This window comes from Vibrio intestinalis, assembly GCF_025195085.2.
Classification (GTDB): domain Bacteria; phylum Pseudomonadota; class Gammaproteobacteria; order Enterobacterales; family Vibrionaceae; genus Vibrio; species Vibrio intestinalis.
In genome coordinates this window covers 37,912-64,267 of the sequence record NZ_JANAVY020000002.1, presented here as the reverse complement: position 1 = coordinate 64,267, position 26,356 = coordinate 37,912, and the positions used below count along the sequence as shown (strand labels likewise).

The following is a 26,356-nucleotide window of genomic DNA, read 5'->3' as shown; positions in this document are numbered from 1 at the left end:
AACCTTTTAGCGGTACTCATTTGTTCAGGCCTGTGGATTGCTGCGAAATCTCGTTAACTCTCGCGAGTGAGTTCATATTTTCGCACCATTCCCCTTAACTGATGATAACTTAGGCCGAGTAACTCTGCCGCTTTGCGCTGATTAAATTTACTTTGTTTTAGCGCTGCGGTTAGTAATGCTTGGTCTTGTTCTTCTTGCCATGCTTTGTAATCGAGTGGGAAACTAAACTCTACACTGGCCAATTGCTGCGTTGTCTGTTCGCTTTCACTGGTGCTTGCGGATTCACGCTGAAATGGGTCAAAGATAAGATGATCAATTGGGTAATCTTGCACACCGTGTTGGTATACAGCGCGCTCAACCACGTTTTTAAGTTCGCGCACGTTACCCGGCCACGGGTATTCTAATAGTTGCCCCATTGCTGCATGGCTAAAGCCCACAAAGTACTCAAAGCCTAACTCTCGACACATTTTAATAGCGTAGTATTCTGCCAGTAACGGAATGTCTTCCAGTCTTTCTCTAAGTGGTGGCAAGTGAACCACGTCAAAGGCTAAGCGATCGAGCAAGTCTGCTCTAAAATCTCCGCTTTGCGCCATTTGCGGTAAATCTGCATTGGTGGCACATATCAAACGAACATTGGCATTCATTAACTGGTGGCCGCCGACACGTTCATATTGCCCGTATTCAATCACTCGAAGTAGCTTTTCTTGTACCAATAACGGTGCGGTGGCAAGCTCATCAAGGAATAGTGTGCCATTTTCTGCTCGTTCGAAACGGCCTTTATGACGTCCTTTAGAGCCAGTAAAAGCGCCGGACTCATGACCAAAAAGTTCAGAGTCGATCAAGCCTTCGCTTAAGGTTGAACAGTTAAGCGAGATAAGAGGTTGGTCCCAACGTTTGGATAAGTAGTGCAAGCGCTGCGCAATCAGCTCTTTACCCGTACCACGCTCGCCAATAATCAGCACTGGGCGTTCGATCGCGGCCAAGGTGGACACTTTATCCAATACCGCCAGAAAGGCTGGGGACTCGCCGATTAGGTTTTGCTGCATTGCGATTATCTCAGTTGGTAAATTTTACCTATAGTTGGTCAAATTCATCATAAAGGCAAGCTGATTGATAAGGAGTTATGACTAAAGCGCTGTTTTTATTGGGATTAAAACTTGGCATGCAACTTGTAATGTATCAAGCAGATTGATTATCTTCGTTCAGTTATTACCAAGTAAAGGAGTCACCCATGGGTATTTTTTCTCGATTTGCAGACATTGTGAACTCAAACATTAGTGCTCTACTCGATAAAGCGGAAGATCCTGAAAAAATGATCCGCTTAATCATTCAAGAAATGGAAGACACGTTAGTTGAGGTGCGTACTAACTCAGCGAAGGCGATTGCCGACAAAAAAGAATTGGCACGTAAGGTTGAAGCTATTGACGAGCAGGTTAGCGATTGGGCTGAAAAAGCAACGCTCGCATTAAGCAAACAGCGTGAAGATTTAGCACGTGCAGCTTTAATTGAAAAACAGAAGCTGCAAGATGTGTTGAAAGGCCTCCACACAGAGCAAACTTTGGTTGAAGAGACCATTGACAAGTTGACTGGTGAAATTGGCAAGCTGGAAAGCAAAATCACTGAAACTCGCGCCAAGCAGCAAGCGATTGTAATTCGTACTCAAACCGCAACAAATCGTCGTGACGTTCAAAAACAGCTACATACAGCACGAACTCATGAAGCAATGGCGAAGTTTGATCAATATTCACGTAAAATTGATGAGCTAGAAGCGGAAGCGGATCTCTATGCAAAAACAGGTCAAGGTAAGTCTCTAGACCAAGAGTTCGCAGAGCTGCAAGCTCAGGACGAAATTGAGCAAGAGCTAGCGAAATTGAAACAGCAAATGGAAGAAAAGAAATAAATTATTTTGCTGCGGCAGAAACCCACGTTTATCGGGTTTCTGTCATAAGAGCCATTCGAGCGGATTTTAGGAGTTGTTTATGTCATGGTTTTGGATTGCGTTACCACTGATCGTTTTTATGATTTTTGTAGCGCCTATTTGGTTGATTTTGCATTACCGTAGCAAGAAAACTTCAAGCAGCGGTCTCTCACAGGAAGACTACCAACGTCTAGAGAAGCTCTCTAAGCAAGCTGAATCGATGCGTGATCGCGTTGATACGCTAGAGCGAATTTTGGATTCGGAGTCTCCAAACTGGAGGCGTCGTTATGAGTAAAGAATTGTATCGTGATACGGCCAACGGCAAATTATCCGGTGTCTGTGCCGGTGTAGCCCACTACTTCGGAATGGAAGTATGGCTAGTACGTATTTTAGTTATTTCAGCCTTCTTGTTAGGTGGTAACTTTTTAGTGCTATTGGCTTATATCGCTCTGTCGTTTATGTTGGAAAAACAGCCAGCGAATTATGTTGAAAGTATTAAATCTCAACAAGAACATAAGTTAAAAAATAAGCCTTGGCAGGCAGGGCAATCGCCAGAACGTCTATTGGATACACTAGAGCGAGACATGGCGAGCCTTGAAGGAAAGGTGCGCGATATCGAAGCTTATGTAACGTCAGATACCTTTAAAGTGAACCGCGAGTTCAGCAAGCTGTAACCCTTCTTTTGAGAGATGCATTTGCATCTCTCAACTTGTTCATTTCTCACAACTATATCAATACCACGTGTGGCGGACTATTTAACGGTCAACTATGTTTGAAAGAGGCTTTTGCTCTCAAGCGATAGGGATGACCAATTATGCGCACAACTCTTCTGCTCTTTTTTGCCACTCTCACCCTGATAGGGTGTAGCGAGGAGCTTCCTCCAGTTCCTGAACCCGATTCTCGTCCTGCTAAATTATTCTCTGTTTCCGTCGGTAATTCTCAGTTTCAACGCCAGTTTCCTGCCACAACAGAGGCCGGAGAGCGCGCAGTGTTGGCGTATCGAGTGCCCGGACAAATGCAAACCATCGACGTGGTTGCAGGGCAAATGGTGAAAAAGGGCGAGGTGTTGGCAACCCTTAACCCTGATGAGTACCAATTGCTGGCCGATCAGGCGCAGGCCCAGTTCCGCTTAGCTGACGTTCAGTACCAACGCTCTAAAAAGCTGCGTCGCGATAAAGTGGTGTCAGAGCAAGATTTTGACCAAGCTAAAGCGAATCGAAATTCCGCTAAAGCCACATTGGATCAAGCCAAAGCCAATCTGCGTTATACCAAGCTTGTTGCGCCTTATGATGGCACCATCTCTTTAATTCCTGCCGAAAACTATGAATACATCGCCGCCAAGCAAGGGGTGATGAATATTCAGACTAATCGTTTAATGAAAGTGTCGTTCCAACTCCCTGACCATCTATTGACCCGTTTTACAGAAGGAGTGGATAGCGAAGCGTACATGACGTTTGATGCTTTTCCTGCCAATCGATACTCATTGACCTTTCAAGAAATTGATACCGAAGCCGACCCAAAAACCGGCTCTTATAAGGTCACTATGGTGATGGAGCGGCCGGAAAACGTCGGCATATTACCGGGAATGTCGGGTGCAGTAACGGTGATTGCAGCGTCTTCGACGGCGACCAGTATCCCTGTTTCGGCGCTGTTTGAAGAGAATGGCAAAACGTGTGTGTGGCGCGTTAGCTCTGAAGGCATTGTAGAAAAAGCTGCGGTTGACCTGAATGAAAAACGACAAGTGGTCACAGGGTTAGCCGATGGCGATCAAATTGTGATTTCCGGTGTCAGCGGCATTACGGCGGGCATCAAAGTGCGTGAATGGATTAAAGAGAGAGGGCTGTAATATGAAATCAAGAGTTTGGTTTTTACTCGCAGCCGCAGTGCTTTTGTCGGCTTGTGGTGGTGAGCCGCAATATGTGAATTTTGGCGACCCTAAAGTCAAAGTGGTGACACTATCTTCTAATCAAAAAAATGATAATTTGTATTTTCCTGCGGTGGCGCATGCGGCAGAAAAATCTCATTTAAGTTTTCGGGTTGCGGGTGAAGTCAGCCGAGTGTTCGTCAAAGAGGGGGATAAAGTGACCCAAGGGACGGTGATTGCTCAACTTGATCCGACAGACTACCAACTGGAAGTGGATAACGCTTCAGCCCGCTACAGCGTTATCAACAGTCAGTACAACCGCTCAAGCCCACTAGTTAAAAAAGGGCTGTTGGCCAAATCACAATTTGATGAGATCGCGGCTGAACGTCAAATCGCTTATGCGGAGTTGCAACTCGCTAAGCTGCGCTTGTCTTTCACGCAAATTAAAGCGCCGGTTGATGGCATTATTTCACGCGTATCGGTCGATCAATTTGAGAATGTGCAGGTAGGCCAACAAGTGGTGAATATCCATAGCCTCGATAGCGTGGAAATATTGATTCAATTGCCAGATAGAATTTACGTTAATCAGCCCGAACAAGATAAGTTGGCGAAGATAGATGCAGTGGTCAAAGTACCAAGCGGTAATGAATACCACGCCACCATCAAAGAGTTCACCACTGAGCCAGACCCAAGCACCGGTACGTTTAATGTGACTCTGTCACTTCCTATGCCGGAGAACGAATACATTCTTGATGGCATGGCGGTAGAAGTGACGTCGAAAAGTGAGCAGGTAGGGTTAAACCTCAAGCAAGGGGTGATGATTCCTATCGAAGCCATGTTTAACGCTGATGGCGATGATATTGACCGAGCGAATAAGTTTGTATGGGTATTGAACCCAGATAATACCGTGAGCAAAACCCAGATAGTGGTAGGGGCGGCGAGCCAAAATAGTATTCAAGTTTTGTCGGGATTAGAACAAGGGCAGCAGATAGTGACCGCGGGTATCAGCCGGTTGCGTGATGGGATGCGCGTTGCTCTAGCACAGGAGGCGGCTAATGAGTAATCAAGTAGAGCAGAATAATCCAGACGATAGCCAAACCGGTATTGCGGCGTATTTTATTCGCAATCGGGTGATTAGCTGGATGATCGCGCTAATCTTTTTGATTGGTGGTGTTGCCTCTTTCTTTGGTTTGGGTCGTTTAGAAGACCCTGCGTTTACCATTAAAGACGCCATGGTGGTGACTTCATACCCGGGCGCTACGCCGCAGCAAGTCGAAGAGGAAGTGACTTATCCACTAGAAAAAGCGATTCAGCAATTAACCTATGTGGATGAAGTCAATTCCATTTCTAGCCGTGGTTTATCGCAAATCAGTGTCTCAATGAAAAACAATTATGGCCCTGATGATTTACCGCAAATCTGGGATGAGCTACGCCGTAAAGTCAACGATTTGAAAGGCACATTCCCGCCCGGAGTGAACGACCCGCAAGTGATTGATGATTTTGGTGACGTCTACGGGATTTTGCTGGCGGTTACCGGTGAAGGGTACTCCTACAAAGAGCTGCTCGATTATGTTGATTATTTACGCCGTGAGCTGGAGTTGGTCGATGGCGTAAGCAAAGTGTCGGTCACAGGACAGCAGCAAGAGCAAGTGTTCATCGAAATTTCCATGAAACGGTTGAGTAGTTTAGGGCTTTCACCCACAACCGTGTTTGATTTGCTTTCTACGCAGAATGTGGTTTCCTCGGCGGGCGCGGTGCGAATCGGGGATGAGTACATTCGGATTCATCCAACCGGTGAGTTTCAAAACGTCGAGCAATTAGGCGATCTGATCATTACCGAAAGCGGTGCTCAGGGTTTGATTTACCTGCGTGATGTCGCCAGCATCGAACGCGGTTATGTTGAAGTTCCAAGCAACATCATCACCTTTAATGGTCGTTTAGCGCTTAACGTTGGGGTTTCGTTCGCACAAGGGGTCAATGTTGTTGATGTTGGGACGCGTTTTGACCACCGCCTTGCGGAGCTAAAATACCAGCAACCTGTCGGGATAGAAATATCTGAAATTTACAGCCAACCGAAAGAAGTAGACAAGTCGGTCAGTGGTTTTGTAGTCAGCCTTGGGCAGGCGGTTGCGATTGTTATTATTGTGCTGCTGTTCTTCATGGGGCTGCGCTCAGGCTTACTGATTGGCCTTATTTTGCTGCTCACCGTGCTGGGCACTTTCATATTCATGAAGTACTACCAAATTGATTTGCAACGTATTTCACTTGGCGCGCTAGTGATAGCACTCGGTATGCTGGTGGATAATGCCATTGTGGTAGTCGAAGGGATATTGATTGGTACGCAAAAAGGCCGAACGAGGATGCAAGCCGCGACGGATATCGTGACGCAGACAAAATGGCCTTTGCTTGGCGCAACGGTAATTGCTGTCACTGCGTTTGCGCCAATTGGGCTCTCTCAAGACGCAACCGGTGAATACTGTGGCACTCTGTTTACTGTGTTGCTGATTTCGTTGATGCTCAGTTGGTTTACCGCGATTTCGCTGACGCCTTTCTTTGCTGATCTGTTTTTCAAAGGACAAAAGCAGCCGCAGCAAGATGCGGACAGTGACCCATACAACGGGGTGATTTTCGTTGTGTATAAGAACTTCTTACAGCTTTGTATGAAGCGAGCGTGGCTGACGGTCATAGTATGTGTGGTTGGCTTGTTTGCCAGCATTTACGGCTTTACCCATGTAAAACAATCTTTCTTCCCGTCATCAACAACGCCAATGTTCCAAGTGGATGTTTGGCTGCCTGAAGGTACGGATATACGCGCGACCAATACTAAGCTTAAAGCGCTGCAAGCTTGGATTGCGTCACAAGAGGGCGTTGAGCATGTGACCACCACGGCCGGTAAAGGCTTACAACGCTTCATGCTGACATATGCTCCGGAGAAAAGTTATGCCGCCTATGGCGAAATTACGACCCGTGTGGAGAGCTATGAAATATTAGCCGATCTCATGACGCGTTTTCGGGTTTATGTCGAAGCGAGCATGCCGGAGATCAACTACAAGCTGAAACAAATCGAACTTGGCCCGGGTGGCGGGGCGAAAATTGAAGCGCGAATCATAGGCTCTGATCCGACAGTGCTTCGCTCTGTTGCCGCGCAAGTTGAAGAGATCATGCATGCAGATCCCGGCGCGACGAATATTCGCCACGATTGGCGAGAACGTACCAAGGTGCTTGAACCACAGTTTAATGAAAGCCAAGCCCGCCGTTACGGTATCACTAAATCGGATGTCGATGATTTCCTAGCCATGTCGTTCTCAGGTACTTCAGTGGGTGTGTACCGAGATGGTACGACCCTAATGCCGATTGTGGCTCGTTTGCCAGAAGATGAACGGGTCGATATTCGCAACATTGAAGGGATGAAAATCTGGAGCCCAGCGCTGAGTGAATACATTCCGCTGCAACAGGTGACGCTAGGCTACGATACGCGTTGGGAAGACCCAATTATTGTGCGCAAAAACCGTAAACGTATGCTCACCATCATGGCCGATCCAGACCTGCTTGGCGAGGAAACCGCTGCAACCTTACAGAAGCGGCTACAAACTAAAATTGAGGCCATTGAGTTACCTGCTGGATACTCCCTTGAATGGGGCGGGGAGTATGAATCGTCTGGTGAGGCGCAAGCTTCTTTGTTTACGACCATGCCTCTAGGTTATCTGTTTATGTTCCTTATTACCGTGTTCTTGTTTAACTCGGTGAAAGAGCCATTAATTGTCTGGTTGACGGTGCCTTTGGCCTTAATTGGTGTAACGACGGGGTTACTTGCGCTTAATACGCCTTTCGGTTTTATGGCCTTACTCGGTTTCTTGAGTTTATCCGGTATGCTACTTAAAAACGGTATTGTACTGCTTGACCAAATTGAGATTGAGATGAAATCAGGTAAGGACCCTTACGTCGCAGTCGTCGATGCCGCGGTGAGTCGTGTTCGACCGGTTTGCATGGCAGCGGTGACGACCATTTTAGGTATGGTTCCTTTGCTTCCGGACATCTTCTTTAAACCGATGGCGGTGACGATTATGTTTGGTTTGGGCTTTGCGACCGTGCTGACATTAATCGTTGTGCCAGTGTTGTATCGTATGTTCCATCGATTAGACGTGCGAAAGTAACAGGGTAATATGACAACACAAACATGCGCATGGGCGCTCAATCACCCACTAGAAAAGGAATACCACGATAGTGAATGGGGTGTCCCGGTTTATGATGATAAAACGCTGTTTGAGTTCATCACCCTTGAAGGGGCGCAAGCAGGGCTAAGTTGGATAACCATCCTGAAAAAGCGTGAAGGGTATCGGGCGGCGTTTGAAGATTATGACTTACATGTATTGAGCCAACATGGTGAGGAGCGTGTAGAGCAAATTATCGCTCAGTTTGATGTGGTTAAGCATCGCGGCAAGATTGCCTCGGTGTTTACCAATGCCCAAGCAGCGTTGGCATTGATTGAGGAGTATGGCAGTTTGTCTAACGCGCTTTGGTCACAAGTCGGCGGCGAGCCAATCATCAATCACTGGCAAGAGATGTCTCAAGTGCCAGCGTCAACTGAAACCTCAAAGGCGCTGAGTAAGTTTCTAAAAAAGCGGGGCTTTAAGTTTGTCGGCGAAACGATTTGCTATGCCTTTATGCAGGCGGTCGGGATGGTCGATGATCATCTTGATGATTGTCCAAAAAAGTCAGGGGCTAAATAGCCCCTGTTTTTTTGTCTGTTAGCTTGTGGCTGCTTTTTCTAATATCAGCGCATTGTAGCGTTCAAAGCCCGCTTCTAAATCGGCAATTAAGTCATCCACATCTTCTAAGCCAATATGGACGCGGATGAGCGTTCCAGAAAAGTTAGGGTTGGCAACGGTGCGCAATGAGTTAAAACTTTTCGGTTCATTGGCCAGAATGAGGCTTTCAAATCCGCCCCACGAGTAACCCATACTAAAGTGTTTCATACCATCGAGCAGTACAGTCGTTGCGCGAGGGTAACTGGTTTTCAATACAAATGAAAACAGGCCATTGCCGCCACTAAAGTCACGTTCGAAAAACTCATGGCCGGGGCAGGTATCGAGCGCCGGGTGGCGAACATGGTCCACCTCTGGTCGAGATTGCAACCACTGCGCTACTTTTAAGCTGCTTTGCGCATGTTGACGTAAGCGCACATCCAAAGTGCGAATACCACGTAATCCGAGATAAGCGTCGTCTGGAGAGACACATTGGCCCATTAGGTAGCTTTGCTCGCGTAATTGATCCCAACATTTTTCGTTGGCAACCGCTGTACCTAGCATCACGTCCGAGTGGCCGATAATGTATTTGGTCGCCGCTTGAATAGAGATGTCAACGCCAAACTCGAACGGTGAGAAGTTAACGCCCGCGCCCCAAGTGTTATCGAGCATCACAACAATATCGTGCTGATGAGCAATACTCGCCATGGCCGGTACATCTTGTACTTCCATTGTGATTGAGCCTGGTGATTCGAGGAATAGCACTTTGGTATTTGGCTGAATCAGTTTTTCGATGCCAGCGCCAATCATTGGGTCGTAATAGGTGGTCTCTACGCCCATCTTCTTCATGATTTTGTCGCAAAAATCACGGGTCGGTTCGTAACAGGTATCCACCATCAAAATGTGATCGCCTGATTCAACAAAAGATAAGATGGCATTAGAGATCGCTGCTGTACCACATGGATAAAGGGCACAGCCTGCGCCGCCTTCAATCTCTACCATTGCGTCTTGAAAGGCGAAGTGGGTATTGGTGCCGCGGCGACCATAGAAGAGGGTTTTACCAGCACGGTTAACGGTGGCGTGATGTTTTTCTGCCACGGTATCAAATACGACGGTTGACGCTCTTTGAACGGGAGGGTTAACCACACCATTGGTCCATTTTTTGTCACGACCAGCGGTTACGTACTTGGTCTGCTTACCTTCTGACATAAGAATTCCTTGTCTCTGTTTCGAGTTGCTCTATTTAAACCACGCTGCATCATGAATAGCAAGGAAATGAACGGCTTGCCGCTGGATAAAATGTAAAACAAATTATTTGGCTACAGCAGTGGGTTAAACAGGTAGAACACTCTCTCAAGGAAACGAGAATATAAGGTGCGTTGACGCCACTGTGTCATATCGACAACGTGTGACTGCTCCATGTAGCTTTTTTGCAATTCATACATTTGCTGGGTAAAGGCTTGGTCATCAATGGCTAAAGTAAGTTCAAAGTTGAGCCATAAGCTGCGCATATCCATATTGACCGTACCCACTAAGCAGAACTGCTCATCAATCACGACAGATTTTGTGTGCAGTAAGCCACCATAAAACTCATAGATTTTCACCCCAGCTTCAAGCAGTTCACTGTAAAAGGCACGCGATGCCCATTGAACCATCAGTGAATCATTTTTGTGTGGGATGATCAGCTCAACCTTAATACCGCGCTGTGCGGTCATCTTTAATGTTTCCAGCAAATCGGCACTCGGCACAAAATACGGGGTAGTAATGCGCACCGATTGATTGGCTTGGTTTATAGCGAGTGTCAGTACTTGATAAATTAAATACTCTGGCATGCCGGGGCCTGATGGTACGACTTGTACCGGATGCTCAGAGGCTTGCACCTGACACTGCGGGGTAGGAGGAAAAGCACGTTCGCCCGTTTCGACTTCCCAGTCCCAACTGTGTACTGCTGAGAGAACGTTGACCGTTGGGCCAGTAATTCTGACCATAATATCAATCCATTGACCAACTCCTGAATCTTGCTTGAAGTAGGCAGGATCGACCATGTTCATTGAACCGGTATAACCGATAGTTTCATCTATCACGATGATCTTTCGGTGCTGCCTTAGATCAAGCCGACGTAAGAAAATACGCCATGGGCTTACTGCTAAGGCTTGTACCACTTTAATGCCAGCTGCTTTCATCTTGCCAACCCAAGGGCTGCGGAAAAAGCGTGGGCTACCTGCAGAATCAAGCAGGAGTTTGATTTCAACGCCGCGCTCGGCTGCACGGATAAGGGCGTTACCCACTTCATCGGCCATGCCACCAGGGTGCCAAATGTAGAAAACCATGCGGATGGAATGTTGGGCATGGTCAATATCATCGATCACCGAGCGCATGATTGCCTCAGGCGATTTTTGTAAAGAGAGTTCGTTGCCACTTAGCGCCGGTAATCCCAGTCGGTTGTTACATAGCTCATCAATACGATAGATGTGGCGACCGAACTTTTCTGGTGAGTGGGCGGCACAATCATTAAGGCTAGAGAACCATTCAGCAAAAGGCGCCAGCATTTCTTTTGCGCGCTCGGCTCGTTTACGGCCAAGATTTAACTCGCCAAATAGGAAGTAACAGCCGACACCAACAATAGGAATGATATAGATAACCATCAGCCAAGCGAGTGAGACGCTGACCGCACGACGCTTCAATACGACCCGCAAGGTGACACCCGCAACGAGAATCCAGTACAGCACAATGCTAGCAATAGTGACAAAGTGGTAAAACTGTTCCATATCTCAGCCTAAAAGTGGGGTGACGGTTGTCGGTAAGTGATTGTTAAATAGTAAGCTGTTTCTCGCAATCTTCACAGTAAAAGCTTGAGCTATTCATCAATTTTAAAGCTTAGGGATGAGAGACATTGAGCAATCGATTGCAAAAGAGGATTTATGTTATGTGAATGTAAAATGCGATAGAAATCGTTTTCTTTGCTTAAAAAAGCAGCATTTAACCGATGCGATAAGGGTTTTGGATAGAAAATAGAACTCTTGGGGTTTCAATTTTAATCTCAAACTGTTTTACTTGCTACAAATCGAGCGTCACTATTATTTTTTAAATGTGTAAATTTTAATTTACACCCACAATTTAGACGCCTACCTGCAAACACAACATTGGTAATAACACTATGGCGAGTAACTCAAGAGGCCATTTCTCATCGAAATTGGGCTTTATTATGGCAGCGGCTGGTTCAGCAGTCGGATTAGGTAACGTATGGGGTTTCCCAACCAAAGCGGCCAGTAACGGTGGCGCAGCATTTTTGGTCATCTACTTAGCGATGGTCTTTTTGCTTGCATTCCCTATGCTAGTTGCTGAGCTGACGATTGGTCGACACGGTCAATCAAACCCAATTGCCTCGCTACGTTCTGTATGGACGAAAAATCGCATGGCGGCAGGGCTGTTTGGCCTGATCGCGATGATCGCGGCGTCGATGATTTTAAGCTTCTACTCAATTCTTGCGGGTTGGTTGATGGGTTTCTCTGCCGCACCAACGCTTGAGTTTGTTGGGCTGCAATCTGCGGCAGATTGGCTTACTAATTTCAGTGGTGCTCGTAATGTCGTATTAGCTGCGCTGTTCTCTCTTCTTACAATTTACGTTGTGCAAAAAGGTGTCGCTGACGGTATTGAAAAATGGTCGACTCGCCTAATGCCGATGCTGTTCGTACTGTTTGGTGTCATGATCATCTACATCTTTACTCAAGATGGTGCGATGGAAGGTCTAAAAATGTACCTTGTCCCTGACGTTTCACATATGACGCCAAGCTTGATGGTTGATGCAATGGGCCAAGCTTTCTTCTCTCTATCACTGGGTGTTGGCTCAATGATGGTGTACGGCTCATACCTAAAGAAAGATGTGAACATTCCTAAAACAGCGGCGCAAGTAGCAGCGATTGACACCGGTGTTGCATTCAGTGCTGGTCTTTTGATTCTTCCTGCGATGTTCGTAGCGAAAAACAACGGTGTAGAAATCTTTAATAAAGCGGGTGAGCTAATGAGCTCTGGCGACCTAGTGTTCGCAGTGCTACCTGCAATGTTCGATACCATGGGCAGTGCGGGTGCGATTGTTGGTACGGGCTTCTTCGTCCTAATGGTTATCGCGGCGCTTACGTCTTCAATTTCGTTGCTAGAAGTACCCGTTTCGTGTGCTCAAGACGAACTTAAGATGGACCGTACTAAAGCCACTTGGGTTATTGGTGGTGCGATTCTTATCCTAAGTATCATTATCTCACTAAACTTTGGTTCGCTGTTCGGTCTTATTGCTGATATCTCAACGGTGTACATGCAGCCATTACTAGGTGTGGTATGGGCTATCGTAGTTGGTTGGATTTGGAACCGTAACAAGCTACTGAATGAGCTAAAAGAAGGTAACCCAGAAATTGAGCAAGGGTTGTTCTGGAAGATTTGGCCTTGGTATGTACGTATTGTTTGTCCTGTCGCTATCTTAGCCGTGTTCATCTTCTCGATTGTTTAGTGAAGTCTCTCGCAAAAAGCCTCTAATTTTAGAGGCTTTTTTTATATTGATGCAATTGCGTATAAAGTTCGTGAAATCTGTGACGATAACATAACACTGGTCCATAAAAATTTGGGCGAGCATAAGTCCCCATTCAAATAACAACAATTACAATTTAGAAGGTAAGCACAAGTGAATTTATCAGTAAGAAAGAAGTTGTACGCCGGCTTTGGAAGTATTTTGGCGATTCTTATGATCATGGTCGCTATCATCTGGAATGAAGTTTATTCATCGCACGCCGTAGCTGATGAGATTCGAACAGATGATGTGCCTGAGTTAGTCGGTTATCTAACCATGATCGATAACGCTGGTGACGTATACCGTGATGCGACTGGCGCAGTGACTGGCGTAAAAGGCGCTTTAGACGATTATTATGCAAACAAGCAAGAGTTTGCAGATGACGTAGCACTGCTTAAAACGCTTGAAACCAAAGGTGGCAGCGATTATCAGCAAGTAGAGAAAGTTGAAGGCTTGATGAATGCCTTTACTTCAGACTTTGAAAGCCAAATCGTGCCACTTTTAGAAAGTCGCAATTTCACTCTAGCAGCGGTTATCCCTCTTCTTCGCCGCAGCTATGAAGAAAACTTAGTACCGATTGAAACTATTTTGGATGAAGCGACCTCTTCTGGCGAAGTGAGCTCGCAAGAGGCGCTTGTTGACCTAAGTGATTCGTTTACCAAAATTGAATACACCATTCTTGTACTTTCTTCTATTGCGGTAGCGCTGACTTGTGTCATTGCCTACATTTTGTCTAACTCGATCACGACGCGTTTAACCAAGCTAGACGAAGTGGCGCAAAAAGTGGCAGATGGCGACCTTTCAACCGAAGAGATTAATGACAAATCCGGTGATGAACTGGCAAACCTAGCGCGTTCAATCAACCGCATGCAAGGCTCTTTGGTAACGCTGATTGGTTCAATCTCGTCAGTGGCGTCAGAAGTGAAGCAAGTGACAGGCGAACTCTCTTCTGTGAGTGGTGATATTGTGAAGGGCGCTTCTTCGCAAGCAGATAAAGCAAGCTTAATTGCCACCGCTGCTGAAGAGTTAAGCCTGACCATTTCCGAGGTGGCACAGCAAGGCTCTGCAACTTATGAAGAGTCGAAGCGTTCTGAGCAATCGGCGGAAGAAGGTCGCAACGTTATCGTGGAGATGGTTGCAAGCATTCAACAGGTTAGCCAACAAATGTCAGACATGTCTTCACAGATGAATGAATTGGGTACTCATGGCGAGAAGATTGGTAGTGTAATTAAAGTTATCGAAGATATCGCAGAACAGACCAATCTATTGGCGCTTAATGCGGCGATTGAAGCGGCGCGTGCGGGTGAGTTTGGTCGCGGTTTCGCGGTTGTAGCTGATGAAGTTCGTGCGCTTGCAGAGCGAACTACAAAAGCGACACAAGAAGTTTCTGGCATCATTCAAGCGATTCAAATGGGTACACAAGAAGCGGTTACCTTTACCGATGACAACTGCCGATTGGTTGAAATTGGCGTAAGCCAAAGCACAGGCGCGGTTAGCGCTTTGGAAGAGATTGTATCGGGCGCATCTGATGTTCAGCGTATGATCAGTTCCATTGCAACCGCAGCGGAAGAGCAAACCGCAGTAACTAAAGAAATTGCCGCTGACATTACTTCAATCAGTGATATTTCTGCTCGCTCGCTTGAGCTAGCTAACAGTAGTTCTAGTAGCGTTGCTGGCCTTAACGACCGCGTTTCTGAGCTTGAAGCTTTAGTTGGTAAGTTCCGCTTAGCGTAACCTTGCTTAATTTGCTGATATAGTAATCAAACAGCAGGTTTATATTAAATTGAATGAGCCAAACTCCTGACTGGGGTTTGGCTCATTTTGCTTTAGGTATATACTCTTGCACCCAAAGTGGAGTGGCTTCATGTTTGATATTCTTTTTACCCATCCTCAATTTGTTGTGATCAACAAGCATCCTAATGTGTCGGTGCATAAAGATGATGGTGACACCATGTTGGTGCAAGAGGTGGCTAACCATCTGGGTGATACTCAGCTATACCTAGTACATCGCTTAGATAAAATGACCTCTGGTATTTTGCTACTGGCGCGTAATGCGCAAGCTGCAAGCGTGTTATCTCAAGCTTTTGCCAACAGACAGGTAGAGAAGTTCTATTTGGCCATCGGCAGCAAAAAGCCAAAGAAAAAACAGGGATTGATTTCTGGGGATATGGAACGTTCAAGGCGCTCCGCATGGAAGTTACTCAACAGCCAAGATAATCCGGCTGTGACGCAGTTTTTTTCACTCGCGGCTGAGCCGGGGGAGAGACTTTTTCTGTGTAAACCTCATACGGGGAAAACCCATCAAATTCGCGTGGCGATAAAATCAGTGGGTTCTGCTATTGTGGGTGACCCTATTTACAATCCATCCTCTCAATCTGACCGTGGCTACTTACATGCATTTGCGCTTAAGTTTCCATACTTAGAGGATACATTCGAAATTATCTGTGACCCGCGTGACCATCAAGCGCTGGGCAGTAAATGGCATCAACCAACCACAAGCGAAGGTATTGACCAATGGCTGGAACCATGGAGCCTAACATGGCCGAAAATCAACAAATAATCGAGTCTATGCAGATAGACCAACTGCCGGTGTTTTTTGAACACCTTAATGAGCAGTTAGCTGAAGCTCCAGATGAAGTTCGCCGTCTTTTTCATGGCCGTGGTCGTCACTGGTCAGGGCTAGAACAACTCACTTGTGATTGGTTGCAAGGCCAATTGATCGTCAATCTGTTCAAAGCGGTTTCAGAACCGTTCTTAGATACACTAAAAACTGGGCTTATGGATTTAAGCACCAGCGCGCTGTGGCAACGAAAGCAAGGCCGTTCCATTGTGCTACAGCACCGTTACACCGATGGTGCGCCCTCTGAAGTGTTAGTGGGTGAGTTAGACTCTAGACCTGTGGTAATTGAATCTGGGCTTAAGTTTCAGCTCGATATCGGTCGTAACCAAAACTTTGGTTTGTTCTTAGATATGCGCTTAGGCCGAGATTGGGTAAAGCAAAACGCCCATCAGGCCAACGTGCTGAATTTGTTCGCTTATACCTGCGGTTTCTCAGTTGCAGCTATTGCTGGTGGTGCAGACAGCGTTGTTAACGTGGATATGGCGAAATCGTCGCTTTCAAAAGGTCGAGAGAACCACAAACTTAACGGTCATAACATCAATCAAGTCCGTTTCTTTGCTCATGATATTTTTAAGTCTTGGGGGAAGATTAAAAAAGCGGGTCAGTACGATTTGATTATTATTGATCCACCGTCATTCCAAAAAGGTAGCTTTGCCTTAACTAAAGATTACCAAAAGATCTTGCGTCGCCTACCAGATTTGCTGGCTGACGGTGGTCAGGTATTAGCGTGTGTGAATTCGCCAGTGGTAAATTGCGACTTTTTGATTGATGGTATGAAAGAAGAGGCGCCAACTCTTCAATATGTAGAGCGCTTAGATAACCCACCAGAGTTTCCTGATACCGATGAACAAGCTGCACTGAAATGTTTGGTGTTTAAAAAAGCTTAATCAAGACAACTAAAAAGCCCCGAAAGGGGCTTTTTTGTATTTAGAGGTGCGAGCCGAGTTGCTGTCTCATTATGTTCAGGTATTTGTCGTTCAAACCGCCTTCGACATTGGCGTGCTTGAGCTCTTCTGAGTCATTGGATAGAAACAAGAACTTTCTTCGATAATGGGTATTCAGGGGGACTTTGTTTATCTCAATTCCAACCGATTTGGCAATGCAATTGATCCAAACATCATCGGCGTTGGGGCAAAGACGGAGCGCAAGGTCGGTATCTTTGATTGATTTACGCTGTTCATTCGCTGGGAAAAAGGTACCGCCACCGGAGGTGATAAAGGTATCGCCTGTATTGGGCTGGTCAACTTCAAACTTCCAATTGGAGTAGGGCAGCGGTTCTTGGTTTTTCCCTCGTTGAATCTGGTGAGCTCGACAGCCAATGATTGCTTCAGGCTTTTTCTGATGTTGTTTGTAGAGACGTTCAACCAAATCGTATGGGTAAAGAATGTCATCATCCACGGTAATAATGTGCATATCTGGCGCAGAGTCGATGGCAGGGAATAGCTTTTTATACGAACCTGTATTCGGAGTGAATTTGACTGTTAGCCCTCGTTCCACTTGGCGTTTAAGCGTACCCGGTAGCGTCTCCATGGTAAATTCATTTTCATCTAACCAAAGCACAATGCTGTTGGGTTTGATGGTTTGCGCACCGAGCGATTCGATAGTGAGGTAGACCAAGCTTACTCGTGAAGAATAACTGGTCAAACTGATCATAATGTTATGCGTAGAGTCGGGGTTGATCAGTGAGGTTTCCGACTCTAAGCAAGAATGGGTGTAGCGATCGATTAAGACTTGTTCTTTTACTTTTGATTCAATTGCGATGCGTTTTGATATATGGGAGATAATTTTACTAATCACGGGCAATCCATTTTATTTACACTGACGTTTTAAAAGAAGATGTGGTTTAAAGCCGTTTAGTGACTTCTCTTCTGATACTAATCAGCGCATGTTCCCAATGGTTCGCTTGAAAATAAACCTCTGTACTATACCTGTTTAATATCAAATGAAACTTAAGACAGACCCTTTCACGCATTACAAATGACCGTGATTTAGATCACTGTTTGAGCGTTTGAAACCCAGAGTAAATTCGCGTAAAAGTGGTAAACCAACATGCTGCACCAAATAGGTAAGCGATGATGGCAAAGTGCTGTGGGAACAGACAGAACAAGATAAAACAAGCGATGGTCTCGGTGCCTTCGGTCAAGCCACTCATATAATAGAGTGATTTGTTTTGATAGGTCGGATTCTCTATTCCTCTTTTTCCTGCCATGACCGCAAAGGCTAAAAAGCTCGAACCAGTACCGATGAATGAGAAGATGAGAAAAGCGCCAGCAATGGCATTGCTTTCAGGATTGGCGAGAACAAAACCAAACGGAATCAAAGAGTAGAACAAGAAATCGAGGCTGATATCTAAAAATCCTCCAGCATCTGTTATGCCTTGTCGTCTTGCCAGCGCGCCATCAAGGCCATCGCAAATTCTATTGCTGACGATAAAGATCAGCGCAAGCCAGTATTGCTCAAAGATAAGTGCGGGCAATGCCAAGCAACCAATCGCAAAACCAAACAATGTCGTGCTGTTCGCGGTAACGCCCATTCGATCAAGCAGTGTAGCGGTTTGGGTTAATGGCCAGCGAATGGCTTTGATACTGAACTTATCAAGCATGTTGGCTCTCCTTTGGCCATAGGTAAATAGTACTGTTCGTTGGCGCATCAGCTTGATCATGAGTGACTAATAGGGCGGGGATATTCGCTTGGGTGAGCTGCTCAAATACCCAATCACGAAACTGCTTACGTAGTGATTGATCGAGTTTACTGAACGGTTCATCGAGTAATGCGACTTTAGGTTTAGCCAGTAACATGCGTATTAAACTGATTCGCGCGCGCTGACCACCTGAGATCTGTTCTGGGAATGCATTGGCAAGAGAAGCAAGATTCACGTTGTTTAAGCTCTCAAGAGCTAACTGCTTTCTTTGATTGCCTTTTACCTCATTCGGCAGAGCAAAAGCGAGATTTTGCCAAACGTTGAGGTGAGGAAAGAGCAAATCATCTTGAAATAGTACCCCGACGCCTCGCTCATGGGGTGTCACGTTAGTGATGTTCTTGTTGTTCAACCAAACTTCACCTCTGTAGTTGAAGTCTTTGTTTAAGTGGCCAGCAATAACGTTAAGTAGGGTCGATTTTCCACAACCACTTGGCCCCATTACACAGGCAACGTCTCCCGGCTCTACTGTAAGGGTAAAGCTACGAATGAGCGACTCTTCAGATCGCTTATTGATGGAAAGGTTTTTGAGACAAAGTGTCATGACCAAGCGTTTCCTTAATTGGTGTATAGGTTCGCAGTCTAGCTTTATGGCTAATGAGCATTGAAATCATAAAGAAAATCAGCGGTAGGATCGCTTGCCACAGAGCGTAAATCGCTGTGACTCGGCGATCAAACCCACTCGACAGTGCCACCGCTTCGGTAGTGATAGTGGCGACCCGACCTCCACCGAGTATCAGTGTCGGTAAATATTGCGCGAGGCTGACACTCGCTCCGATGGCCCATGCGTAAAGAAGCGCAGGCAGCAAGATACGCCCTTTGACCATAACAAATGTATACAGAGGCTTTTTGCCAAGGCTTAGCGCGGTTTTAGTAAAATTGTCATTGTAGCTTCGCCATGGCCCATCAAGCGCCAGATAGACAAAGGGAAAAGCAAAAAATAGGTGTGACCAAATGACCCACAGCATAAATTGGTCACTGTCTAAATAGAGCGTGGTAATTTGCAACCCAAACAATAAAGAGAGTTGAGGCACTAACATCGGCAGTGCAATGATGTAGTTGGGCAGAGCAAGGCGATGCTTCGCTCGATATTCTTGGGCGATGATCCCCATCAATAGAGCTAAAAAGGCAGTAACGACCGCGAGCAATAAACTCTGCTCGATTGTTGGCCATATATTCTGCCATTCGAACTGCCAAAAGCGCAGGCTGTATCGACTTGGTAATAAATCAGGAAAACGCCAACGATGAGCAAAACTCCACAGCATCATAATCGGTAACATTAATAGAGCCAACGCAGAGATAAACGAAATAAAGGACTTACCAGGTAAGGAGAAGCCGTAGCGGCCAGAGTATTGCCATTTGCTCAACTGCTGAGTAGCAAGTTTTTCTACGCCGACCACTAACAGCAATAGCGCACTGGCGATAGCAAACAGCACCATAGCCCCTGCAGATGCTCTAGGTAGCAGAGTTAAATCAGGGTCACTAAACCACTGCCAAACCAAAACCGCAAAGGTAGGCGGGTTGGTTGGGCCAAGGATCAAGCTTAAATCGACCACTGCCGCGCCGTAGGCGATAACGGCAAATAAGGCGAAGCGCATTTTGTTTAGCCACTGAGGTAGCACAATCTTCAACCACATTTGCGCTGGTGAATAACCTAAGGCACTGGCCACGTGATGCGTCTTCTCAAGGTTGAGTTGCATCAGTATCGGCAAGCTCATTAAAAGCAAAAACGGCACTTCTTTAATGGCCAATGCGAGAGTCAGTCCAACTGCGTAGGCATCATTTACAAACCAAGCTGTGGTTTGGTTGTTAGGTACTAGGTTAAATACTTCATGGGCAATACGAGCGAACACTCCGGTCGGAGCGAGCAAGAAGGCAAAGCCAATCGCGAAGGCGACATGTGGCAGTGCCAACAGCGGGGAGAGTAGGGTTTCTACTTTACGCCAATGGCGAGAAAACCAAAGCTGCTGAATGATAGCAAAGCATAAAAGCGCAGCTAAGTATGTGCTGGCAATGCTGCTAAATAAGGTAAGCAAAATCGATTGTGTTACCCCTGACCAACTGAATACTAAGCTATACGCTTTAATGGAAAAATCATTTAACCCAATCGGAGGGATATAACCAAATGAAGAGAGCGAGACGCCAATAAGCCCCGGGGCCACTGGCACAATACATACAACAATAAGGATGAAATAGCTCGCTCTAAACATCTGGCTCTCTATACTTCTTCTTTATGGGCTATTTATTGGCCGTAACGCTCTAGCCAAGCTTTTTCTAGCGCTGGTTGCCAGCTTGGGTGTGGCTCAGCGATAGATGAAAATAGCTTGGTATTTTTCGCTGAACCGGTCAAATATTGGTTATCAAGTACCGATGGGTCACCCCAAATGTTCAAATCGCCTTTACGTGATTGCGCTTCTGGGCTTAATAGGAAGTTAATCACCACTTGAGCACCTGCTGAAGCATTGGCATTCCATGGGATAGCGAGGAAGTGAATGTTAGACAATGCCCCTGCCTGCATTGCATAGGTTTGGGTTGTTTCAGCTAAATTGCCGCTCACTTGGGCAGAAAATACCGCGTTAGGGTTAAATGTAATCGCTAAATCCAGCTGACCGTCATCGAGTAACTGGAAGGTTTCTGTCGAACTGGCTGGGAACTGTTTGCCTTGACGCCAAGCTACTTTGTGGAACTGGTCAAGATATTGCCAAAGCGGGGCAGTCAAGGCAGTAAAGTCAGCTTGCTCAACAGGCTTGCTAAGAGCTGTGTTATTTGCCGTTAACTCAATGAGTAACGCTTTGAGGAAGCTAGTACCATGAAACTCTGGTGGTTTTGGATAACTGATACGATTAGGAAAGGCTTGCGCATAGCTTAACAGCTCGGCAAATGAAGCCGGAGGGTTATTGAGGGTTTGCGTGTCGTGAATAAATACCAGTTGGCCCACACCCCAAGGTGCTTCAAGTCCTAATGTTGGTTCAGAGAAGTCAGAGTCGACAGGAAGGGTTTTGTCGACATATTGCCAACTAGGTAAGCCTTCAACAAAAGGGCCAAACAGTAAATCGTTGTCCTTCATCGATTTAAAATTCTCGCCATTGATCCAAACCATATCAACACTGCCACCGCTGTTTTTGCCTGCGGCTTTTTCTGCGATCAATCGTGTAGTGGTTTCAGCAATATCGGTAACTTTAACGTGTTTGAGTGTGACGCCGTATTGTTGTTTAACTTGATTGCCAGCCCAGCGAATGTAGTTATTAATTTCTTGGCTACCGCCCCAAGCATGAAAGTAGACAGTTTCGCCCTTAGCTTGTTGTTGAGTGGCTTGCCAGTTGGTGTCTGAGGCAAACAGCGAAAATGAAGTAATTAATGAAGAAAAGAGTATCAACAGCCTTGTCATAATGATTCCTCGACGTTGTTAAATTATATGTCTGTATTGCTAGACCGGTGTCGTTCAGTTTTCTATTCATTATGACGGAAAAATTTTAAATTTTTTATGTATTTGGCATAATTGTTATTTAATTGTATGAGTTTTGTGCGTTGGCAATAAAAAAGCAGCCAAATTGGCTGCTTTATGCTGTGTTCTAATCAATTAAATGATGGATTAGTATTTCCAATCACTCAATTTGAATGTCAGTGTGTGCTTTTCACCAGTTAGCACTAGGCTGTCGTTCGTCAGCGTCATGTCGCTCCAGCTAGATAGCGTTGTAGAGAACTTTTGCTCGATTTCGTTTGCCGGGCCCATGCAAAGTTTCATTGTCATGCCCATTTTATCGATACGGAACTGGTTCATATCTTTAAGTTCAGCTAAGCCAAAGTAGTTATTGCAGCCAGCGTTGCCGTTTGCTGTCATCTTCTCGCCAACTTCTAGCGTTGGTGCTTTAGCGTCGTCACTTAACGCAAGCTCATTGCCGTCAATACTGACCAGTTCCCAATGATGATGTTGTAGATCTGAAGCAGTAATCTGTTGAACTTCATCACCTTGGCTTGCACATGCTGTTAGTAGAACAGGCAGAGTAAGTGCAGCAACCAGTGTTTTTGAGCTAAGCTTCATAGTAATAAACTCCAAAAAAGTGTTTGATGACATAGTGTCGTGGCGCTAATTATAGGCTAAGCAATTGGTATCGTGTCAGTTTTCGGTCATAGTTGTGTAGTGTTTTGTAGAGAAAATAGATGTAAATAAAACGGGGTAAGGTATGCAGCAGCTAGAATTTTTTACCATTCCTAACCCATGTGTTGGTGTTTGCTCGGTGGACGATAAAGGCTACTGCAAAGGATGCATGAGAAAACGAGAAGAGCGCTTTAATTGGCTCAGTTTCTCTCCTGCAGAACAGTTGCATGTCATGAAGCTATGCCGCCAGCGCTACAGAAGAAAAATGTTAGCAAAATCAAAAGACAACGCCACACCCACTGAGCCACAAAGCCCTCAGCAAGATCTGTTTTAACCTTAAATTGAACCTTGAGCCTACTTTAAGCCCCACTGATCGCTCACCCAACCCCCTGCATTTTCGTCAAAGTGACAACCGGAAAAACGATGATTACGTTCAATGCTTTTTTCACACTCAGGCTCTGAGTCAATTAGCTTTTGAATATGATTGGCCATAGGATCGCCGCTTTGCAGTCGTTGCTGCCTCGTCGCAACTTCTTTGATGAGTTGAAGGCGGTACGAATTGCTAGCACGTTTCATAGCGGATGTCCTGTGTTGGTTGACCTTTACAAAAGTTAGGACTGGAAAAGATCTTCGTCAAATCCACAGTAGACTTTTTTCTGATTTTTAACCTAGCTCGACTGTAATATTGAAATAATCGCTGCGTTAATGCCTTTTTAAACCATACATTTAACTGATTTTACGTGCCACAAATGTGCAATAAAAGATTCATCTTTGTTAAATTAAACCGTTTTATTGCTTAGCGCTATTACTACATTTGCTATTGGAAATTGTGGAGGCGGGATTATCGCTCTAATGATAATTGTTCTCATGATTTTACGCATTTGAACGCGCTATCTTGCGAGATGTCTGCATGATTTTGATATTTGGCACAAAATAATTATCTGGTCATACCTGTTCATTAGATCCTTTGCGTTAAACGAGAGCAATTACTCTAATTGATGTTTTTATAAAGTACTGAAGTTGTGAGACATTTACCGCGGAATAAAGTTCTGTAAAATGACAAACAAAACGCCGTAGGGATTAAGGCGAAGTGCCAAGGTTAGGCACATAAACTGACGTTTTACAGGCATAACAATGACTAAAAAATTCACGCTCTCTAGCTCTGCATTGCTTATCGGTGCAGCACTTATTTCTGCTCAAGCAAACGCAGCAGGTTTCCAACTTAACGCTCAATCTGCGACAGGTATTGGTCGAGCATTTGCCGGTGATGCCGTTATCGCTGACAACGCGTCTGTAATGGCTCGTAACCCAGCAGCGATGGCATTGTTTGATGAAACAGCGCTTTCTCTAGGTTTTGAAGCGATCATTACTGATATCGAAGTGAAGGATTCCACTTATACATATTTAGATTCAATTAAGCTTTCCAATCCAAATCGTGGTCCTCAGTACGTAACTGAAGAGTCTAATTATGATAATGCGGGTGGTACTTCCGTTGCTCCAAACCTACACCTAATCGTTCCAATTGATGATCAATTTGCGGTAGGTGCGAACATCTATTCGAATTTTGGTACAAGCACAGAGTTTGATTCTAGCTTTGCGGCGTCAGAATACGGCGGCACGACGGATGTGATGAGCATGAACATCGGTCTGTCTGGTTCATACCGCTTAAATCAACAATGGAGCTTTGGTGCCGGTCTTGATCTTATTTACGGTAAAGGTGAGTTAGAACGAACGCTAAACGATGGGATTATGATTTATGGTGGAGAGACTGGTGCATCAGCATCTGCAGATGGATGGGCATTAGGTTTTAACCTTGGAACCGTGTATGAATTAGATGCAAATAATCGATTTGGATTCTCATACCGTTATTCACCGGAGATCGAAGCGGAAGGTGATGTTGAGTATCTTCTTTCAGGCCTAGGCAAGGTTGAAGATACTCTATACCTATCACTACCACACATGATGGAATTCTCTGGTTACCACCGTATTGAAAACAGCAAGTTTGCGGTTCACTACAGCGTTCAATACATTGGTTGGTCGATATTTGAAGATTTAGAAGCTGAAAAGTCTGGCGTACTGAATGAGTACAAATGGCAAGATGGTATGCACTATGCGATTGGCGGTACTTATTACCTGAACAATGACTGGACACTACGTGTAGGTTATATGTACGACACAAGTGCTCAAGACGAGTTAACCTCTGTTTCTGTGCCAGACTCAGACCGTCAATGGTTTTCTGCGGGCTTTACTTACCACATCAATGCTAAGTCTAATATCGATTTTGGCTTCACTTACTTAATGGGTAAGGATGTGGATGTACACGAAAGTCTGGAACTTGATGGAATGTTAGTTTCAGAGATTACTGCGACAACTCGCGCCAACGCCATTCTTGTTGGCCTGCAATACAGCCGCACATTCTAATTTAGAGTCGGTAATAAAAACCTCGCGATTGCGAGGTTTTTTTAGCTTTGAAGTTACTTAGAGCAACTTGCTTCACTGATGAATTCATCAGCGGTCAATTGGCCGCGACTGTTTCTCATCTTAATGCGATAGCTTAAGCCTGCTGCAAGGTTTTGCTTGGTATCTTCGTTGGTGCAGTAGTAGTGCTTACTGGCTGACAAAACTTGATTTAGGCTTTTTGCCCCTTTCTGCTCTTCGTTATACACCATCATTATCTCAATGGTAGAGCCTTTAGCATTCGCGCGCATAATTGAGAGCGGGCCTGCTTCAATTGGCAGTTCTGCGGCTAAGATACTGGCGCGGTTATTGGCCAACAACTCTAATTGCTTTTGCTCATCAGAGTTAGAAGCGCAACCCACGGCAGTTGCCGCGATCAGCGCAGCGAGTAGTATGTTTTTTCTCATCAGAATACTTTTTTAAATGGTTTTACAATCACAGATTGATAAACACCGGCATCGACATACGGATCGGCGTCAGCCCATGCTTGAGCTTGTTCTAAACTGTCAAATTGAGCGATGACTGTTGAGCCCGTAAAGCCTGCTTCAGCAGGGTTTTCAGTATCAATTGCAGGCATTGGGCCAGCAGTTAGCAATCGACCTTCATCTTGTAATTCTTGCAGGCGTGCAAGGTGAGCAGGGCGCACGCTCATGCGTTTTTCTAACGAGTTTTCCACGTCTTGAGAAAAGATTACGTACCACATCTGTTTGTCCTTATAAGTGGGCTTAGGCTAACACTCTACCTTAGCTTGCGTCGGTTTTTGAGTGCAAACCAGCAAAATGTGAAATATTCCCCGTATTGTCAGCGCGTTAGTAGAGTGACAGAGCAATAAAAGTCGATGACCCTAGCTTTCGATTTCTCTACGTATTTATAGCTCTAGGTTTGCCGTCACTGTCGATCGCGACATAGTTGAAGGTCGCATGGCAAACCATAAAGCGGTCTTCAAGGCCGTGCTCTTTTACAGGTTTTACCCAGACTTCCAATTCAATGCTCATTGATGTGCGGCCAATACGTGTGCATTCACCGTAGCAGCACACAACATCACCGACCTTTACTGGTTTTTTAAAGGTGATATCGGAGACAGAAACCGTAACAATACGACCACCAGAAATCTCTTTGGCCAGGATCCCGCCAGCGAGATCGAGCTGAGACATGATCCAGCCGCCAAAGATATCGCCGTTAGCGTTGGTATCCGCAGGCATAGCGAGCGTACGAAGCAGCAATTGGCCGCGAGGAGAAGAAATTTCTTGGCTCATTTAGACATCCACAACTTAATGATGTCAGTTCATGGGATGAACTGCAGGGTTTGATATAGAAAGAAAAAGCGACCTCTTGGCCGCTTGATGACGAATTATACTCAAGATGAAGCAAAAATCATCTGCTTGAATTAATCGTTT

At 45.5% G+C, this 26,356-nt stretch carries 26 protein-coding genes; 13 read left to right on the top strand and 13 right to left on the bottom strand.

Annotated features, from left to right (window positions below):
* Nucleotides 1-53: 53 nt before the first annotated feature.
* The gene (gene pspF / locus MU515_RS04800; RefSeq protein WP_260259238.1) at nucleotides 54-1,046 is read right to left on the bottom strand and encodes a phage shock protein operon transcriptional activator; all 993 of its coding nucleotides are present in this window, start codon (nucleotides 1,044-1,046) and stop codon (nucleotides 54-56) included.
* 185 nt (nucleotides 1,047-1,231) lie between these two features.
* Between pspF and pspA the strand changes: the two genes are divergently transcribed.
* From pspA to MU515_RS04765, 7 genes are all read left to right on the top strand, one after another.
* Complete coding sequence (pspA, locus tag MU515_RS04795) at nucleotides 1,232-1,900, top strand: phage shock protein PspA (protein WP_260259237.1); 669 nt, start codon at nucleotides 1,232-1,234, stop codon at nucleotides 1,898-1,900.
* A gap of 79 nt (nucleotides 1,901-1,979) precedes the next feature.
* Nucleotides 1,980-2,213, top strand: a complete 234-nt coding sequence (gene pspB / locus MU515_RS04790; protein ID WP_260259236.1) for an envelope stress response membrane protein PspB — start codon at nucleotides 1,980-1,982, stop codon at nucleotides 2,211-2,213.
* Nucleotides 2,206-2,592 (top strand): envelope stress response membrane protein PspC, encoded by a 387-nt coding sequence (pspC, locus tag MU515_RS04785; RefSeq protein ID WP_260259235.1) that lies wholly within the window; start codon nucleotides 2,206-2,208, stop codon nucleotides 2,590-2,592. The genes pspB and pspC overlap by 8 nt, the downstream gene beginning before the upstream one ends.
* 140 nt (nucleotides 2,593-2,732) lie before the next feature.
* Nucleotides 2,733-3,764 (top strand): efflux RND transporter periplasmic adaptor subunit, encoded by a 1,032-nt coding sequence (locus MU515_RS04780; protein WP_260259234.1) that lies wholly within the window; start codon nucleotides 2,733-2,735, stop codon nucleotides 3,762-3,764.
* A 1-nt stretch (nucleotide 3,765) separates the two neighbouring features.
* Nucleotides 3,766-4,845, top strand: a complete 1,080-nt coding sequence (locus tag MU515_RS04775) for an efflux RND transporter periplasmic adaptor subunit (protein WP_260259233.1) — start codon at nucleotides 3,766-3,768, stop codon at nucleotides 4,843-4,845.
* Nucleotides 4,838-7,936 carry an efflux RND transporter permease subunit gene (locus tag MU515_RS04770; protein WP_260259232.1) on the top strand — a complete coding sequence of 1,033 codons (3,099 nt, stop codon included), beginning with the start codon at nucleotides 4,838-4,840 and terminating at the stop codon, nucleotides 7,934-7,936. Before MU515_RS04775 ends, MU515_RS04770 begins: the two co-directional genes overlap by 8 nt.
* Before the next feature lie 9 nt (nucleotides 7,937-7,945).
* A complete protein-coding gene (locus MU515_RS04765) occupies nucleotides 7,946-8,512 on the top strand; it encodes a DNA-3-methyladenine glycosylase I (RefSeq protein ID WP_260259231.1) in 567 nt (188 codons plus the stop codon).
* Between the two features lie 18 nt (nucleotides 8,513-8,530).
* Here the strand turns inward: MU515_RS04765 and MU515_RS04760 are convergent, their stop codons facing one another.
* Nucleotides 8,531-9,736, bottom strand: a complete 1,206-nt coding sequence (locus tag MU515_RS04760) for a cystathionine beta-lyase (protein ID WP_260259230.1) — start codon at nucleotides 9,734-9,736, stop codon at nucleotides 8,531-8,533.
* A 110-nt stretch (nucleotides 9,737-9,846) separates the two neighbouring features.
* A complete protein-coding gene (gene cls, locus MU515_RS04755; protein WP_260259229.1) occupies nucleotides 9,847-11,295 on the bottom strand; it encodes a cardiolipin synthase in 1,449 nt (482 codons plus the stop codon).
* Between the two features lie 389 nt (nucleotides 11,296-11,684).
* On the opposite strand from cls, the gene MU515_RS04750 reads away from it, so the two are divergent.
* From MU515_RS04750 to MU515_RS04735, 4 genes are all read left to right on the top strand, one after another.
* Nucleotides 11,685-13,028, top strand: a complete 1,344-nt coding sequence (locus tag MU515_RS04750) for a sodium-dependent transporter (protein ID WP_260259228.1) — start codon at nucleotides 11,685-11,687, stop codon at nucleotides 13,026-13,028.
* A 171-nt stretch (nucleotides 13,029-13,199) separates the two neighbouring features.
* A complete protein-coding gene (locus MU515_RS04745; protein WP_260259227.1) occupies nucleotides 13,200-14,819 on the top strand; it encodes a methyl-accepting chemotaxis protein in 1,620 nt (539 codons plus the stop codon).
* Between the two features lie 130 nt (nucleotides 14,820-14,949).
* Nucleotides 14,950-15,645, top strand: a complete 696-nt coding sequence (locus MU515_RS04740) for a TIGR01621 family pseudouridine synthase (protein ID WP_260259226.1) — start codon at nucleotides 14,950-14,952, stop codon at nucleotides 15,643-15,645.
* A gap of 8 nt (nucleotides 15,646-15,653) precedes the next feature.
* A complete protein-coding gene (locus MU515_RS04735) occupies nucleotides 15,654-16,592 on the top strand; it encodes a class I SAM-dependent methyltransferase (RefSeq protein ID WP_260259606.1) in 939 nt (312 codons plus the stop codon).
* 40 nt (nucleotides 16,593-16,632) lie between these two features.
* On the opposite strand, the gene MU515_RS04730 is transcribed toward MU515_RS04735, so the two are convergent.
* The 6 genes from MU515_RS04730 to MU515_RS04705 all read right to left on the bottom strand — a co-directional run bounded on the left by MU515_RS04730 (nucleotide 16,633) and on the right by MU515_RS04705 (nucleotide 22,445).
* A complete protein-coding gene (locus MU515_RS04730) occupies nucleotides 16,633-17,502 on the bottom strand; it encodes a glycosyltransferase family 2 protein (RefSeq protein ID WP_260259225.1) in 870 nt (289 codons plus the stop codon).
* A 196-nt stretch (nucleotides 17,503-17,698) separates the two neighbouring features.
* A complete protein-coding gene (locus MU515_RS04725) occupies nucleotides 17,699-18,307 on the bottom strand; it encodes a CDP-alcohol phosphatidyltransferase family protein (RefSeq protein ID WP_260259224.1) in 609 nt (202 codons plus the stop codon).
* A complete protein-coding gene (locus MU515_RS04720; protein ID WP_260259223.1) occupies nucleotides 18,300-18,947 on the bottom strand; it encodes an ATP-binding cassette domain-containing protein in 648 nt (215 codons plus the stop codon). The genes MU515_RS04725 and MU515_RS04720 overlap by 8 nt, the downstream gene beginning before the upstream one ends.
* Nucleotides 18,913-20,613 carry an ABC transporter permease gene (locus MU515_RS04715; protein ID WP_260259222.1) on the bottom strand — a complete coding sequence of 567 codons (1,701 nt, stop codon included), beginning with the start codon at nucleotides 20,611-20,613 and terminating at the stop codon, nucleotides 18,913-18,915. The genes MU515_RS04720 and MU515_RS04715 overlap by 35 nt, the downstream gene beginning before the upstream one ends.
* 32 nt (nucleotides 20,614-20,645) lie before the next feature.
* Nucleotides 20,646-21,791, bottom strand: a complete 1,146-nt coding sequence (locus MU515_RS04710; protein ID WP_260259221.1) for an ABC transporter substrate-binding protein — start codon at nucleotides 21,789-21,791, stop codon at nucleotides 20,646-20,648.
* 204 nt (nucleotides 21,792-21,995) lie between these two features.
* The gene (locus MU515_RS04705; RefSeq protein ID WP_260259220.1) at nucleotides 21,996-22,445 is read right to left on the bottom strand and encodes an META domain-containing protein; all 450 of its coding nucleotides are present in this window, start codon (nucleotides 22,443-22,445) and stop codon (nucleotides 21,996-21,998) included.
* Nucleotides 22,446-22,587: 142 nt separating this feature from the next.
* On the opposite strand from MU515_RS04705, the gene MU515_RS04700 reads away from it, so the two are divergent.
* The gene (locus MU515_RS04700) at nucleotides 22,588-22,836 is read left to right on the top strand and encodes a DUF1289 domain-containing protein (protein WP_260259219.1); all 249 of its coding nucleotides are present in this window, start codon (nucleotides 22,588-22,590) and stop codon (nucleotides 22,834-22,836) included.
* Between the two features lie 20 nt (nucleotides 22,837-22,856).
* On the opposite strand, the gene MU515_RS04695 is transcribed toward MU515_RS04700, so the two are convergent.
* Complete coding sequence (locus tag MU515_RS04695; protein WP_260259218.1) at nucleotides 22,857-23,078, bottom strand: hypothetical protein; 222 nt, start codon at nucleotides 23,076-23,078, stop codon at nucleotides 22,857-22,859.
* Nucleotides 23,079-23,636: 558 nt separating this feature from the next.
* Between MU515_RS04695 and MU515_RS04690 the strand changes: the two genes are divergently transcribed.
* Nucleotides 23,637-24,923: an outer membrane protein transport protein gene (locus MU515_RS04690; RefSeq protein WP_260259217.1), complete on the top strand. Its 1,287-nt coding sequence runs from the start codon at nucleotides 23,637-23,639 to the stop codon at nucleotides 24,921-24,923.
* 53 nt (nucleotides 24,924-24,976) lie between these two features.
* Here MU515_RS04690 and MU515_RS04685 read toward each other — a convergent pair whose 3' ends face one another.
* The 3 genes from MU515_RS04685 to yciA form a co-directional block, all read right to left on the bottom strand.
* Nucleotides 24,977-25,366, bottom strand: coding sequence for a GspS/AspS pilotin family protein (locus MU515_RS04685; protein ID WP_260259216.1), 390 nt, complete (start codon nucleotides 25,364-25,366; stop codon nucleotides 24,977-24,979).
* On the bottom strand, nucleotides 25,366-25,662 hold the full coding sequence (locus tag MU515_RS04680) for a YciI family protein (RefSeq protein ID WP_260259215.1): 297 nt from the start codon (nucleotides 25,660-25,662) through the stop codon (nucleotides 25,366-25,368). Before MU515_RS04680 ends, MU515_RS04685 begins: the two co-directional genes overlap by 1 nt.
* Nucleotides 25,663-25,819: 157 nt before the next feature.
* Nucleotides 25,820-26,215: an acyl-CoA thioester hydrolase YciA gene (yciA, locus tag MU515_RS04675; RefSeq protein ID WP_260259214.1), complete on the bottom strand. Its 396-nt coding sequence runs from the start codon at nucleotides 26,213-26,215 to the stop codon at nucleotides 25,820-25,822.
* Between the last annotated feature and the right edge of the window lie 141 nt (nucleotides 26,216-26,356).

Coding starts and splice junctions, on each gene's coding strand:
- MU515_RS04695 (WP_260259218.1), bottom strand. CDS start 23,078: ATGAAACGTGCTAGCAATTCGTACCGCCTTCAACTCATCAAAGAAGTT.
- MU515_RS04725 (WP_260259224.1), bottom strand. CDS start 18,307: ATGCTTGATAAGTTCAGTATCAAAGCCATTCGCTGGCCATTAACCCAA.
- yciA (WP_260259214.1), bottom strand. CDS start 26,215: ATGAGCCAAGAAATTTCTTCTCCTCGCGGCCAATTGCTGCTTCGTACG.
- pspC (WP_260259235.1), top strand. CDS start 2,206: ATGAGTAAAGAATTGTATCGTGATACGGCCAACGGCAAATTATCCGGT.
- pspB (WP_260259236.1), top strand. CDS start 1,980: ATGTCATGGTTTTGGATTGCGTTACCACTGATCGTTTTTATGATTTTT.
- MU515_RS04700 (WP_260259219.1), top strand. CDS start 22,588: ATGCAGCAGCTAGAATTTTTTACCATTCCTAACCCATGTGTTGGTGTT.
- MU515_RS04705 (WP_260259220.1), bottom strand. CDS start 22,445: ATGAAGCTTAGCTCAAAAACACTGGTTGCTGCACTTACTCTGCCTGTT.
- MU515_RS04680 (WP_260259215.1), bottom strand. CDS start 25,662: ATGTGGTACGTAATCTTTTCTCAAGACGTGGAAAACTCGTTAGAAAAA.
- MU515_RS04750 (WP_260259228.1), top strand. CDS start 11,685: ATGGCGAGTAACTCAAGAGGCCATTTCTCATCGAAATTGGGCTTTATT.
- MU515_RS04715 (WP_260259222.1), bottom strand. CDS start 20,613: ATGTTTAGAGCGAGCTATTTCATCCTTATTGTTGTATGTATTGTGCCA.
- MU515_RS04780 (WP_260259234.1), top strand. CDS start 2,733: ATGCGCACAACTCTTCTGCTCTTTTTTGCCACTCTCACCCTGATAGGG.
- MU515_RS04775 (WP_260259233.1), top strand. CDS start 3,766: ATGAAATCAAGAGTTTGGTTTTTACTCGCAGCCGCAGTGCTTTTGTCG.
- cls (WP_260259229.1), bottom strand. CDS start 11,295: ATGGAACAGTTTTACCACTTTGTCACTATTGCTAGCATTGTGCTGTAC.
- pspF (WP_260259238.1), bottom strand. CDS start 1,046: ATGCAGCAAAACCTAATCGGCGAGTCCCCAGCCTTTCTGGCGGTATTG.
- MU515_RS04740 (WP_260259226.1), top strand. CDS start 14,950: ATGTTTGATATTCTTTTTACCCATCCTCAATTTGTTGTGATCAACAAG.
- MU515_RS04735 (WP_260259606.1), top strand. CDS start 15,654: ATGCAGATAGACCAACTGCCGGTGTTTTTTGAACACCTTAATGAGCAG.
- MU515_RS04770 (WP_260259232.1), top strand. CDS start 4,838: ATGAGTAATCAAGTAGAGCAGAATAATCCAGACGATAGCCAAACCGGT.
- pspA (WP_260259237.1), top strand. CDS start 1,232: ATGGGTATTTTTTCTCGATTTGCAGACATTGTGAACTCAAACATTAGT.
- MU515_RS04765 (WP_260259231.1), top strand. CDS start 7,946: ATGACAACACAAACATGCGCATGGGCGCTCAATCACCCACTAGAAAAG.
- MU515_RS04720 (WP_260259223.1), bottom strand. CDS start 18,947: ATGACACTTTGTCTCAAAAACCTTTCCATCAATAAGCGATCTGAAGAG.
- MU515_RS04685 (WP_260259216.1), bottom strand. CDS start 25,366: ATGAGAAAAAACATACTACTCGCTGCGCTGATCGCGGCAACTGCCGTG.
- MU515_RS04760 (WP_260259230.1), bottom strand. CDS start 9,736: ATGTCAGAAGGTAAGCAGACCAAGTACGTAACCGCTGGTCGTGACAAA.
- MU515_RS04690 (WP_260259217.1), top strand. CDS start 23,637: ATGACTAAAAAATTCACGCTCTCTAGCTCTGCATTGCTTATCGGTGCA.
- MU515_RS04710 (WP_260259221.1), bottom strand. CDS start 21,791: ATGACAAGGCTGTTGATACTCTTTTCTTCATTAATTACTTCATTTTCG.